The following is a 16,052-nucleotide window of genomic DNA, read 5'->3' as shown; positions in this document are numbered from 1 at the left end:
CCCCCATAGTGCCACTGCCGCCGCACGCACCCGGCACCAGGTAATCCGACCCTTCCCTGTCGCTGCCGCCTGCCGGCTGTTGCCTGCCGACGACTGTCAGCGCCGACGCAGGTGTGCGGCGATGCGTTCGGCGGCGCGGTCGGCCGCGCCGATGCACGCCGGCACGCCCACTCCGTCCACGGCGGCGCCCGCGATCGCGACCCCGGCGGGCAGGTGCGCCTGCGCGGCCCGCATGGCGGTCAGGTGGCCGGGGGCGAAGTGCGGCAGGCCCGTCGGCCAGCGCTGCACCGCCACCGACTCCGGGATCGGCGCGGGCAGGCCGGCGGCGTCGAACACCCGGGCCAGGTCGGTCAGCGCCGTCGCCACCAGTTCGTCGTCGTCGGCGTCGACGGGTTCGCCCAAGCGCCCGAAGGACACGCGCAGCACCGGCGGCCCCGCTGCGGCCAGGTGCGGCCACTTCTGCGTGGACAGCGTGACGGCCTTCATCGACAGTTCCGCGTCGGTGGCCACAAGCACCCCCGAGTGCGCGGGCAGTTCGGTGCCCGCGGGCAGCACGCAGGCCACCACCGCCGAACCGGCCGGCCGCACACCGCCGAGCGCCGCGGAGGCCTCCGGCGCCACCGCGGCCAGCACCGGAGCGGCGTGCCACGCCGGCAGCGCCACGATCACCGCGTCGTAGGTCGCGGCGGCGCCGTCGGCGTCGGTCACGGTGTAGATGTCTGCCTCCGCGTCGATCGACGCCGCGGCCGACTCGAACCGGATCAGCGCACCGGAGGCGGCCCGCAGGGCGTCGACCAGGGTCCGGTATCCGCCGCGCAGCGCGCCGAACACCGGTCCGTCGACGGTGGCGGAAGCCGCGCTGAGGGCGGTGACCGCCGCGGTGAGCGACGGCGCGCCGGCGTCGAGGGCCCGGGCCAGAGCGGGCACGGTCTCGGCCAGACCCAGCTGATCGGCGCGCGCCGAATACACGCCGCCGAGCATCGGGTCGACGCTGCGCGCGGTCACCTCGTCGCCGAAGCGGTCGCGCACCAGTGCGCCCACCGAGATCGGGGTGCCCGGCGTCCAGTGCCAGGGGCGGGTCGGCTCCGCGGTCAGATGCGCCCGAGTGTCGGCGTCCACCAGATCCCCGAGTGCCGCCGCGCCCACCGGGATGCCCATCACCGCGGGCGTGGGCAGCGGGTGCAGCCGGTCCCCGGACCACAGCGCCGGGCGCAACGGCCCGGGGGCATGCACCTGCTCGGCCAGGCCCAGCTCGGTCACCAGGGCGAGCGCTTCCGGGCGGCGCACGATGAAGGCCTCGGCCCCGACGTCCACCGGCACCCCGCCGATCGTCGGGGTATGCAGCAGGCCGCCCAGGCGGTCGGTGGCCTCGAACACCTCCACCAGGGCCTGCGCGCCGAGTGCACGGCGCAGCGCGTGGGCGGCGGCGAGGCCGGAGACCCCGCCGCCGAGAACTGCGACGCGCACGCTCACAAGGTGTGGATCAGCTCGACTGCTCGGGTGATCGCGTCCGCATCGGTGCCGGGCATGACGCCGTGGCCCAGGTTCAGGATGTGCCCGCGCGCGCCCGAGGCGACCGCCCGCTCACCCTCGGCGATGATCCGACGCAGCTCGCGTTCGAGGACGGCGTCGCCGGCCATCAGGACGGTGGGGTCCAGGTTGCCCTGGATCGCCACGCCCGGGCCGACGCGGGCGGCGGCCACATCCAGCGGCACCCGCCAGTCCACGCCGATCACGTCCGCGCCGACGTTCGTCATCGCCGACAGCAGTTCGCCGGTGCCCACGCCGAAGTGGATGCGCGGCACCCCGTAGTCGGCCACCTCGGCCAGCACGCGCGCCGAATGCGGCGCCACGTAGGTGAGGTAGTCCGCCTCCGAGAGGGCACCCGCCCACGAGTCGAACAGCTGCACGGCGTCGACGCCGGCGTCGAGCTGCGCCCGCAGGAAGGTGATGGTGAGGTCGGCGAGCTTGCCCATCAGCTGGTTCCACAGCTCCGGGTCGGCCCGCATCATGGTCTTGGTCCGCTCGTAGGTGCGGCTCGGGCCGCCCTCGATGAGGTACGAGGCCAGCGTGAACGGCGCGCCCGCGAAACCGATCAGCGACTTGGTGTCGGGTAGCTCACCGAGGATCAGGCCGATCGCGGAGGTGACCGCGCCGACCTCGTCGGTCGCCAACCGCGGCAGCGCCGCGACGTCGGCGGCGGTGCGCACCGGTTCGGCGATCACCGGGCCGGTACCGGCCACGATGTCCAGGTCCACCCCGGCCGCCCGCAGCGGCACCACGATGTCGGAGAAGAGGATCGCCGCGTCGGTGTCGTGCCGGCGCACCGGCTGCATGGTGATCTCGCACACCAATTCGGCGTCGAAACACGATTCCAACATCCCGCGGTTGGCGCGGATCGCCCGATATTCGGGCAGGGACCGCCCCGCCTGCCGCATGAACCACACCGGCCGCCGCGCCGGGTTCTTGCCGGTCGCGGCCGCAATCAGCGGCATGGCGTCCGGGGACCGTCGTACCTTATGCACCTGACTCATGGCGTCCACTGTGCCATGTCCGCGCGGCACGGCAGAACCGGCGAGACCCGACGCGAAGCGCCGACCTTGCCGTGGTCCACAGCGGCGCGCCTCCGGCCACAATGGGGCCTCGCGGCCTACTGTGACGCGTGTGACAACTGGAGCACAACCCGAACCGGCCGACTTCACCCACGCGGTGCAGTCCTTGGATGCGGCGGTGGTGCGCCCGGAGATCGAAGTGGGCTCCATCCGGCCGCCGCAGCGTCTGGCGCCCTTCAGCTACGCATTGGGCGTGGAAGTGAGCCCGCAGGCCGACGATCCGGCCCTGGCGCCCGCCGACGGGGCGGGCAACGCCTTCGGACGTCTGGTGCTGCTCTACGACCCGGCCGGCCAGGACGCCTGGAACGGGACTTTCCGCCTGGTGGCGTTCATCCAAGCCGAGGTCGAGGCCGACCTGGCCAACGATCCCCTGCTGCCGGAGGTGGCCTGGGAATGGCTGACCGAGGCGCTCGGGGTGCCCCGCGGCAGCACCGAGTCGACGCCCGCGGAGGGCAGCGACACGCCCGCGGTGCTCGCGCTCGGCGGCACCGTGACCGCCACCACCTCGGTGCGCTACGGCGACATCGCCGGCCCGCCGCGCGCCCACCAACTGGAGCTGCGGGCGTCCTGGACGGCGAGCAGCCCGGCGCTGGCCGGTCACCTGGAAGCCTTCTGCGAGGTGCTGGCCAGTGCGGCCGGACTGCCACCCACCGGGGTGGCCACCCTCGGACGTCCGGTCGGCCAGTGAGCGACGCGGAGATCGACTCGGAGAGCGACGTCACGCCGCTGCTGTCCCCCGCCGACGGCGTCCCCGACCTGCTGAGCACCCCGGACGAGTTCGCCCGGGCCGCCGACCTGCTCGACGCCGGGACCGGTCCGGTCGCGCTCGACACCGAGCGCGCCAGCGGATACCGCTATTCCCAGCGCGCCTACCTCCTGCAGATCCGACGCACCGGCGCCGGCAGTTTCCTGATCGACCCCATCGCGCACCCCGAGGCGCTCGCCCCGCTCGTCGACGTCCTCGACGGCCCGGAGTGGATCCTGCACGCGGCCGACCAGGATCTGCCGTGCCTGTCGGAGTTGGACTTTCGCTGCGCCTCTCTGTTCGACACCGAACTGGCCGGGCGCCTGCTTAACCTGCCCAAGGTGAACCTCGCCGCGATGGTCGCCGAGTTCCTGCACCTGGGCCTGGCCAAGGGCCACGGCGCGGCCGACTGGTCGCACCGTCCGCTGCCCGACGAATGGCTCAACTACGCCGCGCTCGACGTGGAGGTCCTCGTCGAGTTGCGCGATGCGATGAGCGCCGCCCTCGACGAGGCCGGGCGCCTGGAGTGGGCCACCCAGGAGTTCGCCTACGAGCTGGTCAAGCCGGCACCGGCGCCGCGCACCGACCGGTGGCGCCGCACCTCCAACCTGCACACCCTGCGCACGCCCCGGCAGCTGGCCGTGGTGCGGGCGCTGTGGTCCGCGCGCGAACAGCTCGCGGCGCGCCGCGACGTGGCCCCCGGCCGGGTGCTGCCGGACTCGGCCATCATCACCGCGGCCACCGCCGCCCCGCGCACCGAGGCCGCGCTGACCCAGCTGCCGGTGTTCGGCGGGCCGCGCCAGCGCCGTCAGGCCAAGGTGTGGATGGGCGCCATCGCCGAGGCGCTGGCCCTCCCGGACGCCGAACTGCCGCCGCGGAAGCAGGCGAGCAGCGGACCGCCGCCGCTCAACCGCTGGGAGCAGCGCAATCCGGAGGCCGCCCGCCGTGCGCACGAGGTGCGCCCGGCCCTCAAGGAGGTCGCCGAGACCACCGCGGTGCCAATGGAGAACATGCTCGCCCCGGACACGGTGCGCGAACTGTGCTGGCAGGGCCTGCCGCAGCATCGGCTCACGGACGTGGAGGACTGGCTCGCCGCCCGCGGCGCACGGCCGTGGCAGCGGGACCTCACCCGCGAGCCGATCGCCGAGGCGCTCAGCCGAGCGTCGGATCCGAGCTGATCGTCTTCACCAGCGCGTCGGTCGTCAGGCCGAAGTCGGCGAGCAATTCGTCGCGGGTGGAGTGCGTGACGAACTCCTGCGGCACGCCGAGCTGACGCACCGGCACATCCACGAGAGCCGCCGAGAGGGTGCGCGCCACCGTGGCGCCCACACCGCCGTGCACGCCGCCGTCCTCCAGGGTCACCACCAGGCGATGCCGCCGGGCCGCGTCGACCACCGAGGCCGGTACCGGGAGCACCCAGCGCGGATCGATCACCGTGACCCGGACGCCCTGCTCGGACAGCTGCTGGGCCACCTCGAGCCCCAGCTGCGCGAACGCGCCCACCGCGACGAGGAGCACGTCCGAGGCCGCCTCGGCGGCGCCGTCCGACACCGGCCGGAAGAGCACGTCGACGCCGTCGTTGAGGCGCTCGATCGCCGGAATCTCTTGCGGCACAGCACCTTTCGAGAAACGCAGTGCGGTCGGCCCGTCGGCGACGTCGAGGGCCTCACCGAGTTCTTCCCGGACCCGCTCCGCATCGCGCGGCGCCGCGACCCGCATGCCGGGCACGATCGCCATGAGCGAGAGATCCCACATGCCGTGGTGGCTGGGCCCGTCCGGACCGGTCAGGCCGGCGCGGTCGAGCACCAGCGTCACCGGCAGATTCAGCAGCGCCACATCCATCAGCAGCTGATCGAAGGCCCGGTTGAGGAAGGTGGAGTAGATGGCGAGCACCGGATGCAGGCCGCCCAGCGCGAGACCGGCGGCCGAGGCCATTCCGTGCTGCTCGGCGATGCCGACGTCGAACATCCGCTCCGGATGGGCCTCACCGAAGGCGCGCAGCCCGGTGGGGCCGGGCATCGCCGCGGTGATGGCGACCACGTCCGGACGCAGGCCGCCCTGGCGCACCAACTCGGCGGAGAACACCGACGTCCAGTCCTCGGGGGCCGTGCCGTGCGCCACGCCGGTGCGCGGGTCCATCTTGCCGGTGGCGTGCATCTGCTCGGCCACGTCGTTCTCGGCCGGCGCGTACCCCATGCCCTTGCGGGTCACCGTATGCACGATCACCGGACCGCCGAAGGCCTTGGCCTGCGTGAAGGCCCCCTCCAGCGCCTCCAGGTCGTGGCCGTCGACAGGGCCGACGTACTTGATGCCGAGGTCGGAGAACATCGCCTGCGGGGCCACGAGATCCTTGACACCGCTCTTGAAGCCGTGCAACAGCGCGTAGGCCGCCTTGCCGATGACCGGGGTCTTCTGCACCATCGATCGGCTGCCGGCGAGGAATCGCTCATACCCCGGCTGCAGGCGCAGGCCGGACAGATGGCTGGCCAGACCGCCGATGGTCGGCGCGTACGAGCGGCCGTTGTCGTTGACGACGATGACGACCGGGCGGTCGCCGTCAGCGATGTTGTTCAGGGCCTCCCAGCACATGCCGCCGGTCAGCGCGCCGTCGCCGACCACCGCCACCACGGTGCGGTCGGCACCGGCCAGCTCGAACGCCTTGGCCAGGCCGTCGGCGTTGGACAGCGCCGCGGAGGCGTGCGAGGACTCCACCCAGTCGTGCGGGCTCTCCCGCCGATCCTGGTAGCCGGTGAGCCCGTCGCGCTGGCGCAGCGTGTCGAAGCCGTCCTTGCGGCCGGTGACGATCTTGTGCACGTAGCACTGGTGGCCGGTGTCGAAGAGGATCGGATCGACCGGCGAATCGAACACCCGGTGCAGGGCCAGCGTCAGTTCGACGACGCCCAGGTTGGGTCCGAGGTGCCCGCCGGTCGCGGCCACCTTCTCGATCAGGAACTCCCGGATCTCCCCCGCCAGATCGACCATCTCGGCCTCGCTGAGGGTACGCAAGTCCGCTGGTGAATCCACCCGATCGAGCACTCCCATGCGAACCTCCTACGCGGTCGACGACAACGTCCAGTGGCGCCGGTCGTCGGCACCGATGCACACAGTCTACGGACTCTCCAGAAGCGCGATCGCCTCCATGTGGTGCGTGCCGGGGAAGGCGTCGAACCCCTGCCAGTCGGTGACCCGAAAACCGTGGGCGACCCAGTCGCGCAGATCACGTGCGAAGGCCGCTGAGTCGCATCCGACATGCACCACGGCGCGCGGACCGGCCGCGGCGATCGCGGCGATCACCGCGGCCCCGGCCCCACGGCGCGGCGGATCGACGATCACCACGTCCGGCGCGCGCAGCCCGCCGATCACGGCGGCGGTGTCCCCGCGGTGCGCGGTCACCGGAGCGCCGTCGAGCGCGCGGTCGGCGGCCGCCAACGCACCCGGATCGGTCTCCACCAGGTCGATGCCGTCGACGGCCAGGTCGCCGTCGAGCAGTGCGGCCCCGAGCACTCCGACGCCGCCGTACAGGTCCCAGACCCGCAGGCCGCGCCCGACCGGCGCGTCCAGGCCGCCGACGTACCGGCGCACCGCCGCGCCGTAGGTCGCGGGTGCGTCGCGGTGGGCCTGCCAGAAGCCGGTCACCGGCACCCGCCAGGTGTGCCCGCCCACCGTCTGCGTCACGTCCGCGGCGCCGTCGAGCAGGCGCGTCGACCGCGGTGCGCCCGCACCGTGCCGCGCGCGCTGCGCCGAGGCGCGGCGGCCGCCGCGGGCACCCCGTCGACCGGCCGCGGCCGGCGCGAGTTCGGCGGCGTGCCGTCGCCCGTCCGAACCCATCGCGAGCACCAGTTCGCTGCCCGGGCGCGCACCGAGCGCCTCCGCGTCGGCCAGCAGGCCCTCGACCGGCGCCGCGCACGGCACGGTGATCAGCCGCGACGAGCCGCGAGCCCGCACACCCACCGTGCCGTCGGCGTCCACGGCCAGCCGCGTGCGCACCCGCCACCCGGTGTCCGGCACCGACCCGTCCGCCCCGTGGGCCAGCCGCGTGACCTCCGGCATCGGCGGCGCATCCGCGCCGAAGCCACCGATCCGCGTCAGGACGTCGGCCAGGACCCCGGCGTGGAGTTCGCGGGCATAGTCGGCGCTCACATACGACAGATCGCAGCACCCGGCCCCGGCCGCCGCGGCGGGACAGGTCGGGTCGATCCGGTGCGGGGAGGGCTCGAGCACCGCCACGGCGCTCGCCCTCGCGAAGGCGGCCTTGCGCTCATCGATGCGCGCCCGCACCCGCTCGCCCGGGAGTGCTCCGGCCACGAAGACCACCCGGCCGTCGTCGCCGCGGGCCACCCCGGCGCCGCCGTTGGCGAAACCGGTGACGACGAGCTCGACCGTCGGGGAATCGGGGTTCGGGGAATCGGTCTGCAGGGAATCGGTCATGGCTCATCTCTCGGCGGGGTGACACCGAAGCCGCGGCGCGTGTCGCCGGGTGCGATGTACTCGACCTCGCTGCGCTTGGCGGCCCGGTTGGACGAATCCAGCTGCCACGGCACCGAGGTCACCATGACCCCCGGCTCGAACAGCAGTCGCGTCTTCAGGCGCAGGGCGGATTGATTGTGCAGGATGTGTTCCCACCAGTGCCCCACCACGTACTCGGGAATGAACACGGTCACCACGTCGCGCGGCGCCGTCGCGCGGATACGCCGGACGTAGGTGATCACCGGCCGGGTCACGTCGCGGTAGGGCGAGGCGATCACCTTGAGCGGAATGCTGATGTCGCTCTCCTCCCACCGCGCCACCAGGATGCGGGTGGCCCGGTCGTCGACGTTGACCGTCACCGCCTCCAGGGTGTCCGGGCGGGTGGCCCGCGCGTAGCGCAGGGCGCGCAGGGTGGGAATCAGCAGCGAGGAGACCAGCACGATCGAATGCGTGCGGCTGGGGAGCACCCCGTCGTCCTCGGCCGCGGCGGCCTCCAGCTCGGATTCGATCGCCGTGTAGTGCCGGTGCACCATCTTCATCAGCACGAACATGATCACCATCACCAGCACGGCGATCCACGCGCCCGCGGTGAACTTGGTGATCAGCACCACCACCAGCACGGTCCCGGTCATCACCATGCCGACGGCGTTGACGATGCGCGAACGCACCATCCGGCCGCGCGCATCGGGGTCGGTCTCGGTGCGCAGCAACCGCGTCCAGTGCCGCACCATGCCGGTCTGGCTCAGCGTGAACGCGACGAAGACGCCCACGATGTACAGCTGGATCAGCTGGGTCACCTCGGCGTCGAAGGCGATGACGAAACCCATCGCGACCAGCGCGAGGAACACGATGCCGTTGCTGAAGGCCAGGCGGTCGCCGCGGGTGTGCAACTGGCGCGGCAGGTAGCGGTCCTGGGCGAGCACCGAGCCCAGCACCGGGAAACCGTTGAACGCGGTGTTGGCGGCCAGCAGCAGGATCAGGGCGGTGACCACGGCGATCACGTAGAAGCCCAGCGGGAATCCGGCGAAGACGGTCTCGGCGAGCTGCGCCAGGATCGATTTCTGCTGATACCCCTCGGGCAGGCCGGCCAGCTCCGACTGCGGGTCCATCACGTACTTCGCGCTCAGCCGCTCGCCGAGCACGATGATGCCCAGCAGCAGCGTGATGGAGAACCCGCCCAGCATCAGCAGGGTGGTGGCCGCATTCCGCGATTTGGGCTTCTCGAACGCCGGCACGCCGTTGCTGATGGCCTCCACTCCGGTCAGCGCGGCACACCCGGAGGTGAACGAGCGGGCCACCAGGAAGACCATCGCCAGGGTGGTCAGATCGCTCTGCTCGGCCACCAGCTCGTACTGCGCGGTGCCGGCCTGCAGGTCGCGGCCCATCAGGAAGATCTGGACGAAACCCCAGATCAGCATGGTGAGCACCCCGAGGATGAAGGCGTAGGTGGGGATCGCCATCAGGAAGCCCGATTCGCGGACGCCGCGCAGGTTGACCGCGGCCACCAGGGCGATGCCGAGGAGGCAGAACAGCAGCTTGTGGTCGTGCACGAAGGGCACCGCCGAGCCGATGTTCTCCGCGGCCGCGGTCACCGACACGGCCACGGTCAGCACGTAGTCCACCAGCAGCGCCGCGCCCACCGTGAGGCCCGCATTGGCGCCGAGATTGGCGGTGGCCACCTCGTAGTCGCCACCGCCGGACGGATAGGCGTGCACGTTCTGCCGGTAGCTGGCCACCACCACGACCATCACCACGGCCACGGCCAGGCCCACCCACGGGGCGAACGAGTACGCGCTGATACCGGCCAACGACAGCACCAGGAAGATCTCCTGCGGGGCGTACGCCACCGAGCTCATCGCATCGGAGGAGAAGACCGGCAGCGCGATCCGCTTGGGCAGCAGCGTGGACCCGAGTCGGTCACTGCGAAAAGGGCGGCCCAGCAGCAGCCGTTTGGCTGCCGTGGTGGCCGAGGTCAATCCAGACACCCCGCAACAGTAGGCCCGTCGCGGGGTAACGTCCATCGAGTGAGGGTAATCATCATGGGCTGCGGCCGCGTGGGCGCCGGACTGGCCAGCGCCATGTCGCGGCGCGGTCACCACGTCGTCGTCATCGACCAGAATCCCAGCGCGTTCTCGCGCCTCGACTCGGACTTCACCGGCGAGACCGTCGCGGGCGTCGGATTCGACCGCGATGTGCTGATCGAGGCGGGGGTGCAGACCGCCGACGCGTTCGCCGCGGTCTCCTCCGGCGACAACTCCAATATCATCTCCGCGCGGGTGGCCCGCGAGACCTTCGGCGTCCATCACGTCGTCGCCCGCATCTACGACGCCAAGCGCGCCGCGGTCTTCGAACGGCTGGGCATCCCCACCGTCGCGACCGTCCCGTGGACCACCGAGCGGTTCATCACCGCGCTCGGCGAGACCCCGCGGGCGCCGCTGTGGCAGGACCCCACCGGATCGCTGGTCATCGCCCAGGTGGACGTGCACGAGGAGTGGTTCGGGGTCAGCTGCGCCAAGTTCCAGGAGCTCACCGGTGCCCGCATCGCCTTCCTCGAGCGCCTGGGTTCCCCGATGCTGCCCGAACCGCGCAGCGTGCTGCAGGCCGAGGACGACGTCTTCGTCGCCACTCTCGCCGCCCATCTGGACCAGTCGCGCGCCGCCGCCAAGCTGCCCCCCGCCGAAGGAGAGAACTCGTGAAGGTCGCGATCGCCGGCGCCGGTGCCGTGGGCCGGGCCATCGCCCGGGAACTGGTGATCAACGGTCACGCGGTGACCCTGTTCGAGCGCGAGACGCGGAACATCAAACCCGACATCCTGCCCGCGGTCACCTGGGTGCAGGCCGACGCCTGCGAGCTGCGGGACCTCGAACGCGCGCAACTGCAGACCTTCGACGTGATGATCGCCGCGACCGGCGACGACAAGGCCAACCTCGTGGTGAGCCTGCTGGCCACCACCGAGTTCGCCGTCAACCGGGTCGTCGCCCGCGTGAACGACCCCCGCAACGAATGGCTGTTCAACGACGACTGGGGCGTCGACGTGGCCGTCTCCACGCCCCGCCTGATGGCCGCCCTCGTGGAGGAGGCCGTCAGCGTCGGCGATCTGGTGCGGCTGATGACCTTCCGCCAGGGGCAGGCCAACCTGGTGGAGCTCACGCTGCCCGACGACACTCCCCTGGCCGGTAAGCCGGTGCGTCGCCTGCAGCTGCCCCGCGACGTCGCGTTGGTGACCATCATCCGCGGCCGCCGGGTCATCGTGCCCCAGCCCGACGACGCCCTCGAGGGCGGCGACGAGCTCGTCTTCATCGCCCCCGAAGAGGCCGAGGCCGAACTCAAGAAGGTCGTCGCCGTAACGCTCTGACCGGCCCGGACGGGTATGTTCTCGTCCCGAAATACCCGGCCCCACCAGGACTTTCGTCCCGGTGAGAGCTTGGCCACTTAAATTGGTATCGGCCATGCGGATTATGTTCTGATCGGTTCCGTGCAACTGACTCGTTTCACCGACATCGGCCTCCGCGTCCTCATGCGTCTGGCCGCCGACGACGTCGAGCACCTGCACACCAGCCGCGGCCTCGCCGAAGAACTGGACGTCCCCTACGCGCACGTGGCGAAGGTGGTCAGCCGCCTCGCCGAGATCGGCGTGGTGCATGCCCGACGCGGGCGCACCGGCGGCCTGATGATCACCGAACTGGGCCGCACCGCCCGCGTCGGCTGGGTCACCCGCCAACTCGAGGGCGACTCCGAGGTGGTCGACTGCGACGGACCCACCCCGTGTCCGCTGCGGGCCGGCTGCGCGCTGCGCGGCGCCCTGGCCCGCGCCCAGCGCGCCTTCTACGACAGCCTCGACGCTCTGACCGTCGCCGATCTGATCGTCGCCGGCCCCACCCGGGTCCGCTTCCTCAGCGGACCCGAACTCCCCACAGCTCCCGCGCCGACACCGTGCGGGCCCGGGCGGGCAGCCATGCCCGTCGCCACCGATGAGAACAGGAATCCATGATGATCTCCGAACAGACGCGCAGCGTCCTGGCCGCGACCCTGCCCGCCGTCGAAGGCGCTCTCGACGACATCACGCCGAACTTCTACCAGCGTATGTTCGCCGCGCACCCGGAGTTGCTCGACGACCTGTTCAACCGTGCCAACCAGAAGATCGGCACGCAGCCCAAGGTGCTCGCCGGATCGATCGCGGCCTTCGCCCGCCTGCAGCTGATCCCCGACCCGGCGCAGCAGAAGTTCATCATCGACCGGGTGGCCCACAAGCACACCTCGCTCGGTGTGGTGGCCGACCAGTACCCGATCGTGCACGAGCACCTGTTCGCCGCGATCGTGGAGGTCCTCGGCGAGGCGGTGACCCCCGAGGTGGCCGCCGCCTGGGACGAGCTGTACTGGGAGATGGCGCATACGCTCATCGGTCGGGAGAACGAGCTGTACGCCGAGGCCGGCGTGACCCCCGGGGACGTGTGGCGCGATGTGATCATCACCGGCCGCGAGCAGGTGGCACCGGATGCGGTGTCGTTCACGGTGGCCGCCGTCGACGGCGCGCTGCCGTCGTTCACCCCCGGCCAGTACATCTCGGTGCAGGTGCCGTTGGAGGACGGCGCCCGGCAGATCCGTCAGTACAGCCTGACCGGCGCGCCGGGCGAGCCGCAGTGGCGGTTCTCGGTGAAGCGGGACGGCGAGGTGTCGACCTACCTGCACGAACGCGCCTTCGAGGGCGACAGCCTGCACGTGAGCACCCCGTTCGGCGATCTGGCGCTGCCCGACGGCGACGCCCCGCTGCTGCTGGCCTCGGCCGGTATCGGCTGCACCCCGGTGATCGGTCTGCTCCACCACCTGGTGCAGACCGGCGACACCCGCCCGGTGCAGGTGTTGCACGCCGACCGGTCGCGGGCCCGTCAGCCGCACCGCGGTGAGCTCGCCGACCTCGTCGAGCAGCTGCCCACCGCCCGCCTGCTGCAGTGGTACGAGAACGGTCACGACGCCGGCGACGGCAGCCGGATCGGCCTGATGTCGCTGGAGGACGTCTCGATCGATCCGGAGACGGTCGCGCTGCTGTGCGGCCCGGCTGGCTTCCTCAGCTCGGTGCGCGGCTCCCTGATGGCCAAGGAACTGCCGGAGGAGCGCATCCACTACGAGACCTTCGGCCCCGAGCTGGTGCGCGTGGGCGGCCGCGGATGAGCGCGACGCTCTCCACCGGGGTGGCGCTGGTCTTCGTCTGGCTCGGCATGGTGCTCGCCATCTCGTTCCTCGAAGCGCCGCTGAAGTTCCAGGCCCCCGGCATCACGATTCCGCTGGGTCTGGGCATCGGTCGCCTGGTGTTCCGGGCGTTGAACTCGGTGGAGAGCGTCCTCGCCGCCGCGCTGACGGTCACGGCGGCGGTGGCCGACGACTGGTCGACGGTCGCCGTCGCGGGGTTGATCGTGGCCGCGGGCGCCCTCGCCGTGCAGGTGATGGCGGTGCGCCCGGCGCTCTCGCGGCGGACCGCCGCGGTGCTGGCCGATCCGGAGAACGTCCCGGCCCAGCGCAGTCATGCGCATCTGGCCTATGTGGGGTTCGAGGCGATCAAGGTGGTGGGTCTGCTCGTCGCGGGCGTGGCCCTGCTGCGCTGATCTCCCACCTGGGCGGCTCCGGCCGCCCGGTGGGTCGTCAGTCCTGTGCCGAATGCAGTTCGTAGTACGGGTTGTAGATCACCTTCATGCCCTCGACGGTGGCGACGCGGCCCCGCACGGTGATCTTGCGGCCCGGTTCGATTCCGGGAATGCGGCTGCGGCCCAACCACTTCAGCAGCACGGTGTCGCTGCCGTCGAAGAACTCCGCCTCGACGCCCGTCTTGGCGTTGCGGGAACACGTCTGCACCGTGCGCAGCTCACCGATCATGGTGGCCTCGTCCCCGCGCAGACAGTCCGCGGCGCGCTGCGCGCCCTCGGCGCGCGACTCTCGTTCGATGCGGTCGGTGTCGAGGACCTCGAGGTCCTCGGTGAGCAACCGACCCAGCCGCTTGACCAGACCTGACGTACCCATGCGATCCTCCGAAGCAACGGAACCAATGCGATCCACACTGTACAACGCAACGGAGGACGGGGTTATGCCGACGGTGATCCTGATGGCCGGTACCGGCTCGGACGACGACTACCTGCGACGAAGCTTCGGACCGGCGGTCACCGAGGCGGGCGCCGAGCTGCGGGCGCTGGCGCCCTCGGCCGAGCTCATCGACGGCTACGTGGCCGCGCTGGACGCGGCCGCCGACGCGGCGGCCGACGCGGCGGCCGCGGCGGGCGAGACGATCGTCGTCGGCGGGGTGTCCATCGGTGCGGTCGTCGCGCTGCGCTGGGCGCTGGACCGCGGGGGCGCGCACTGCGCCGGCGTGCTGGCGGCTCTGCCGCCGTGGTCGGGTCCGGTCGGCGACAGTCTGGCGGCGCTCAGCGCCCGGGCGACCGCCGACGCCGTCGAACGCGACGGCTTGGAGCCGACGATCGCCGCGATGGCCGCCGGCAGCCCGGCATGGCTGGCCGCGGAACTGACCCGTTCCTGGCGCGCGCTGGCCGACCGCGACCTGGTGGGTCAGTTGCGCAGCGCGGCTGCGCTCACCGCGCCGACCGTCGACGAGATCGCCGAGCTGGCGGTGCCGCTGGCCGTCGTGGGATCGCTGAGCGATCCGCTGCATCCGATCGAGGTGGCGCGCGACTGGGTGCGCGCCGCGCCGCGCGCCGCACTCACCGAGCTCGATCTGGACCAGTGGGGTCCGGCGCCGCACCTGCTCGGCGCGGCCTGCGTCGGCGCCTGGACCGAGCTGACGACCGGTCGCGCCTGACGATCAGCGGCGGCGGCGTTTGCGACTGCGCAGTCGCTGCATGGCCGAGCCTTCCGACGGCGGACGCACCTCGTCGTCGACGGGGGCGACCTGCGCCTCGGACTCGTCCGGCGGCAGGTCGTCGGTGAAGACCGTGGCGGCGGCCGCCTGTTCGACGGCACCGCCGGGCACCGCGTCCGGGGCGGGCGCAGGCTCATCGCGCGGCGCATCGCTCAGCGCCGACGACGGTGCACCGCCCTCGGGCACCTGCCCGGCCTCGGCCGCCATGTTCTGCTGGGCCGCGGCCACCTGCTCGGCCAGCACCTGCGGCAGCACCAGCGGCAGCAGTTCGCGCGGCGGGAACGGCTCGCCGCCGCGCCGCACGACGGTCTCGGCGAGAACGGCCCGCGCCAACTGCCCGAGTTGCTCACTCGCCTCGTCGGGCCCGCTGGCCACGCACCGCACCATCCAGCGCGGCCCGTCCACGCCGATGAACCGGTGCTGCCCGCCGGGGACCGCGGCCACGACTTCCCGGCCCCAGTGCCCGCCCTCGGCGGAGGTGCGCGCGCCCTCGGCGCTGAGGGACTCCATCAGTTCGCGGGCCACCTCGCTCCACAGGCCGCCGCTGCGCGGCGCGGCGAAGGCGTGCACCCCGATCCGACCGACGGGGGTCACCAGGTACACGGCCTCCGGCTCGTGATCGACCGACATCTCGACGGTGACCTGGCCGCCCTCGACCACCGGCACCAGGACCGAGCCCAGGTCCAGGTGCGAGTTGGCCAGATCGGCCGCCGGGGTCGCCAACGCGTCGAGGTCGTAGGGACCGGCGCCGTCACCGATGTGATGCTTGTGCGCCGTGGTGTTCGTCATGCTCAGGCCTCCGAGGTGTTCGTCGCAGAAGAAGAGGGCGCAGAAGGGGATTCGGGCTGCAGGATCGCGTGCCCGCCGCTGGATCCGTAGCCGCCGGCGCCGCGGGCCGTCTCGTCCAGCGTCGTCACCTCGACGATCTCCGGCAGTTCCACCCGCTGCACCAGCAGCTGCGCGATCCGGTCGCCGCGGGCGATCTGGATCGGCGATTCGGGATCCAGATTGATCAGGCACACCTTGATCTCACCGCGATATCCGGCGTCGATGGTGCCGGGCGCGTTGACGATCGACAGGCCCGCGCGGGCCGCCAGACCCGACCGCGGATGCACCAGGCCGACGGTGCCGTACGGCAGGGCGATGGCGATACCGGTTCCGACGACTTGGCGTCGTCCGGGCCCCAGTTCCAAATCGGTCGTGGAGTACAGATCGATGCCCGCGTCACCGGGGTGGGCGCGCGTCGGCAGCGGCAGATCGGGGTCGAGCCGCACCAGGGGCAACGACTCGTAGCTCTGTTCGGAGGTCACGCTTCGAACACTACTCGGACCAGGCCGGGGCGCGGCCGCGGGCGCGGGAGCCAGTA

Annotated in this window: 16 protein-coding genes; 8 read left to right on the top strand and 8 right to left on the bottom strand. The window is 72.1% G+C overall.

Going from position 1 to position 16,052, the window contains the following annotated elements:
• Positions 1-96: 96 nt before the first annotated feature.
• Together hemG and hemE are read right to left on the bottom strand one after the other, a co-directional pair.
• Positions 97-1,473, bottom strand: a complete 1,377-nt coding sequence (gene hemG / locus ACFFJD_RS10640; RefSeq protein WP_382363883.1) for a protoporphyrinogen oxidase — start codon at positions 1,471-1,473, stop codon at positions 97-99.
• The gene (hemE, locus tag ACFFJD_RS10635; RefSeq protein WP_382364468.1) at positions 1,470-2,495 is read right to left on the bottom strand and encodes a uroporphyrinogen decarboxylase; all 1,026 of its coding nucleotides are present in this window, start codon (positions 2,493-2,495) and stop codon (positions 1,470-1,472) included. The genes hemG and hemE overlap by 4 nt, the downstream gene beginning before the upstream one ends.
• A gap of 169 nt (positions 2,496-2,664) precedes the next feature.
• On the opposite strand from hemE, the gene ACFFJD_RS10630 reads away from it, so the two are divergent.
• Both ACFFJD_RS10630 and ACFFJD_RS10625 read left to right on the top strand, forming a co-directional pair.
• The gene (locus tag ACFFJD_RS10630) at positions 2,665-3,300 is read left to right on the top strand and encodes a DUF3000 domain-containing protein (protein ID WP_382363881.1); all 636 of its coding nucleotides are present in this window, start codon (positions 2,665-2,667) and stop codon (positions 3,298-3,300) included.
• The gene (locus tag ACFFJD_RS10625) at positions 3,297-4,535 is read left to right on the top strand and encodes an HRDC domain-containing protein (RefSeq protein WP_382363879.1); all 1,239 of its coding nucleotides are present in this window, start codon (positions 3,297-3,299) and stop codon (positions 4,533-4,535) included. Before ACFFJD_RS10630 ends, ACFFJD_RS10625 begins: the two co-directional genes overlap by 4 nt.
• On the opposite strand, the gene dxs is transcribed toward ACFFJD_RS10625, so the two are convergent.
• From dxs to ACFFJD_RS10610, 3 genes are all read right to left on the bottom strand, one after another.
• Positions 4,510-6,399: a 1-deoxy-D-xylulose-5-phosphate synthase gene (dxs, locus tag ACFFJD_RS10620; RefSeq protein ID WP_382363877.1), complete on the bottom strand. Its 1,890-nt coding sequence runs from the start codon at positions 6,397-6,399 to the stop codon at positions 4,510-4,512. The genes ACFFJD_RS10625 and dxs overlap by 26 nt on opposite strands.
• Positions 6,400-6,465: 66 nt before the next feature.
• Positions 6,466-7,785, bottom strand: a complete 1,320-nt coding sequence (locus ACFFJD_RS10615) for a class I SAM-dependent RNA methyltransferase (RefSeq protein WP_382363875.1) — start codon at positions 7,783-7,785, stop codon at positions 6,466-6,468.
• On the bottom strand, positions 7,782-9,809 hold the full coding sequence (locus ACFFJD_RS10610; RefSeq protein WP_382363873.1) for an APC family permease: 2,028 nt from the start codon (positions 9,807-9,809) through the stop codon (positions 7,782-7,784). Before ACFFJD_RS10610 ends, ACFFJD_RS10615 begins: the two co-directional genes overlap by 4 nt.
• Before the next feature lie 39 nt (positions 9,810-9,848).
• Here ACFFJD_RS10610 and ACFFJD_RS10605 point away from each other — a divergent pair, with 39 nt between their 5' ends.
• The 5 genes from ACFFJD_RS10605 (at position 9,849) to ACFFJD_RS10585 (ending at position 13,424) form a co-directional block, all read left to right on the top strand.
• Positions 9,849-10,520 carry a potassium channel family protein gene (locus ACFFJD_RS10605; protein ID WP_382363871.1) on the top strand — a complete coding sequence of 224 codons (672 nt, stop codon included), beginning with the start codon at positions 9,849-9,851 and terminating at the stop codon, positions 10,518-10,520.
• Entirely contained in the window at positions 10,517-11,179 is a 663-nt protein-coding gene (locus tag ACFFJD_RS10600; RefSeq protein WP_382363869.1) for a potassium channel family protein, read from the top strand. The genes ACFFJD_RS10605 and ACFFJD_RS10600 overlap by 4 nt, the downstream gene beginning before the upstream one ends.
• Positions 11,180-11,299: 120 nt before the next feature.
• On the top strand, positions 11,300-11,815 hold the full coding sequence (locus tag ACFFJD_RS10595) for an RrF2 family transcriptional regulator (protein ID WP_382363867.1): 516 nt from the start codon (positions 11,300-11,302) through the stop codon (positions 11,813-11,815).
• Positions 11,815-12,993 (top strand): globin domain-containing protein, encoded by a 1,179-nt coding sequence (locus ACFFJD_RS10590; protein ID WP_382364466.1) that lies wholly within the window; start codon positions 11,815-11,817, stop codon positions 12,991-12,993. Before ACFFJD_RS10595 ends, ACFFJD_RS10590 begins: the two co-directional genes overlap by 1 nt.
• On the top strand, positions 12,990-13,424 hold the full coding sequence (locus tag ACFFJD_RS10585) for a hypothetical protein (RefSeq protein ID WP_382363865.1): 435 nt from the start codon (positions 12,990-12,992) through the stop codon (positions 13,422-13,424). Before ACFFJD_RS10590 ends, ACFFJD_RS10585 begins: the two co-directional genes overlap by 4 nt.
• Before the next feature lie 37 nt (positions 13,425-13,461).
• Here the strand turns inward: ACFFJD_RS10585 and ACFFJD_RS10580 are convergent, their stop codons facing one another.
• Positions 13,462-13,836, bottom strand: coding sequence for an OB-fold nucleic acid binding domain-containing protein (locus tag ACFFJD_RS10580; protein WP_382363863.1), 375 nt, complete (start codon positions 13,834-13,836; stop codon positions 13,462-13,464).
• A gap of 64 nt (positions 13,837-13,900) precedes the next feature.
• On the opposite strand from ACFFJD_RS10580, the gene ACFFJD_RS10575 reads away from it, so the two are divergent.
• On the top strand, positions 13,901-14,626 hold the full coding sequence (locus tag ACFFJD_RS10575; protein WP_382363861.1) for an alpha/beta hydrolase: 726 nt from the start codon (positions 13,901-13,903) through the stop codon (positions 14,624-14,626).
• Positions 14,627-14,629: 3 nt separating this feature from the next.
• Here ACFFJD_RS10575 and ACFFJD_RS10570 read toward each other — a convergent pair whose 3' ends face one another.
• Together ACFFJD_RS10570 and dut are read right to left on the bottom strand one after the other, a co-directional pair.
• Positions 14,630-15,475, bottom strand: coding sequence for a DUF3710 domain-containing protein (locus tag ACFFJD_RS10570; RefSeq protein ID WP_382363859.1), 846 nt, complete (start codon positions 15,473-15,475; stop codon positions 14,630-14,632).
• A 2-nt stretch (positions 15,476-15,477) separates the two neighbouring features.
• Positions 15,478-15,996 carry a dUTP diphosphatase gene (gene dut / locus ACFFJD_RS10565; RefSeq protein WP_382363857.1) on the bottom strand — a complete coding sequence of 173 codons (519 nt, stop codon included), beginning with the start codon at positions 15,994-15,996 and terminating at the stop codon, positions 15,478-15,480.
• Positions 15,997-16,052 lie beyond the last annotated feature (56 nt).

The organism is Gordonia phosphorivorans, assembly GCF_042432625.1.
Classification (GTDB): domain Bacteria; phylum Actinomycetota; class Actinomycetes; order Mycobacteriales; family Mycobacteriaceae; genus Gordonia; species Gordonia phosphorivorans.
Note: the sequence above shows the minus strand (reverse complement) of the source record. Positions and strands in the feature narration are given on the sequence as shown.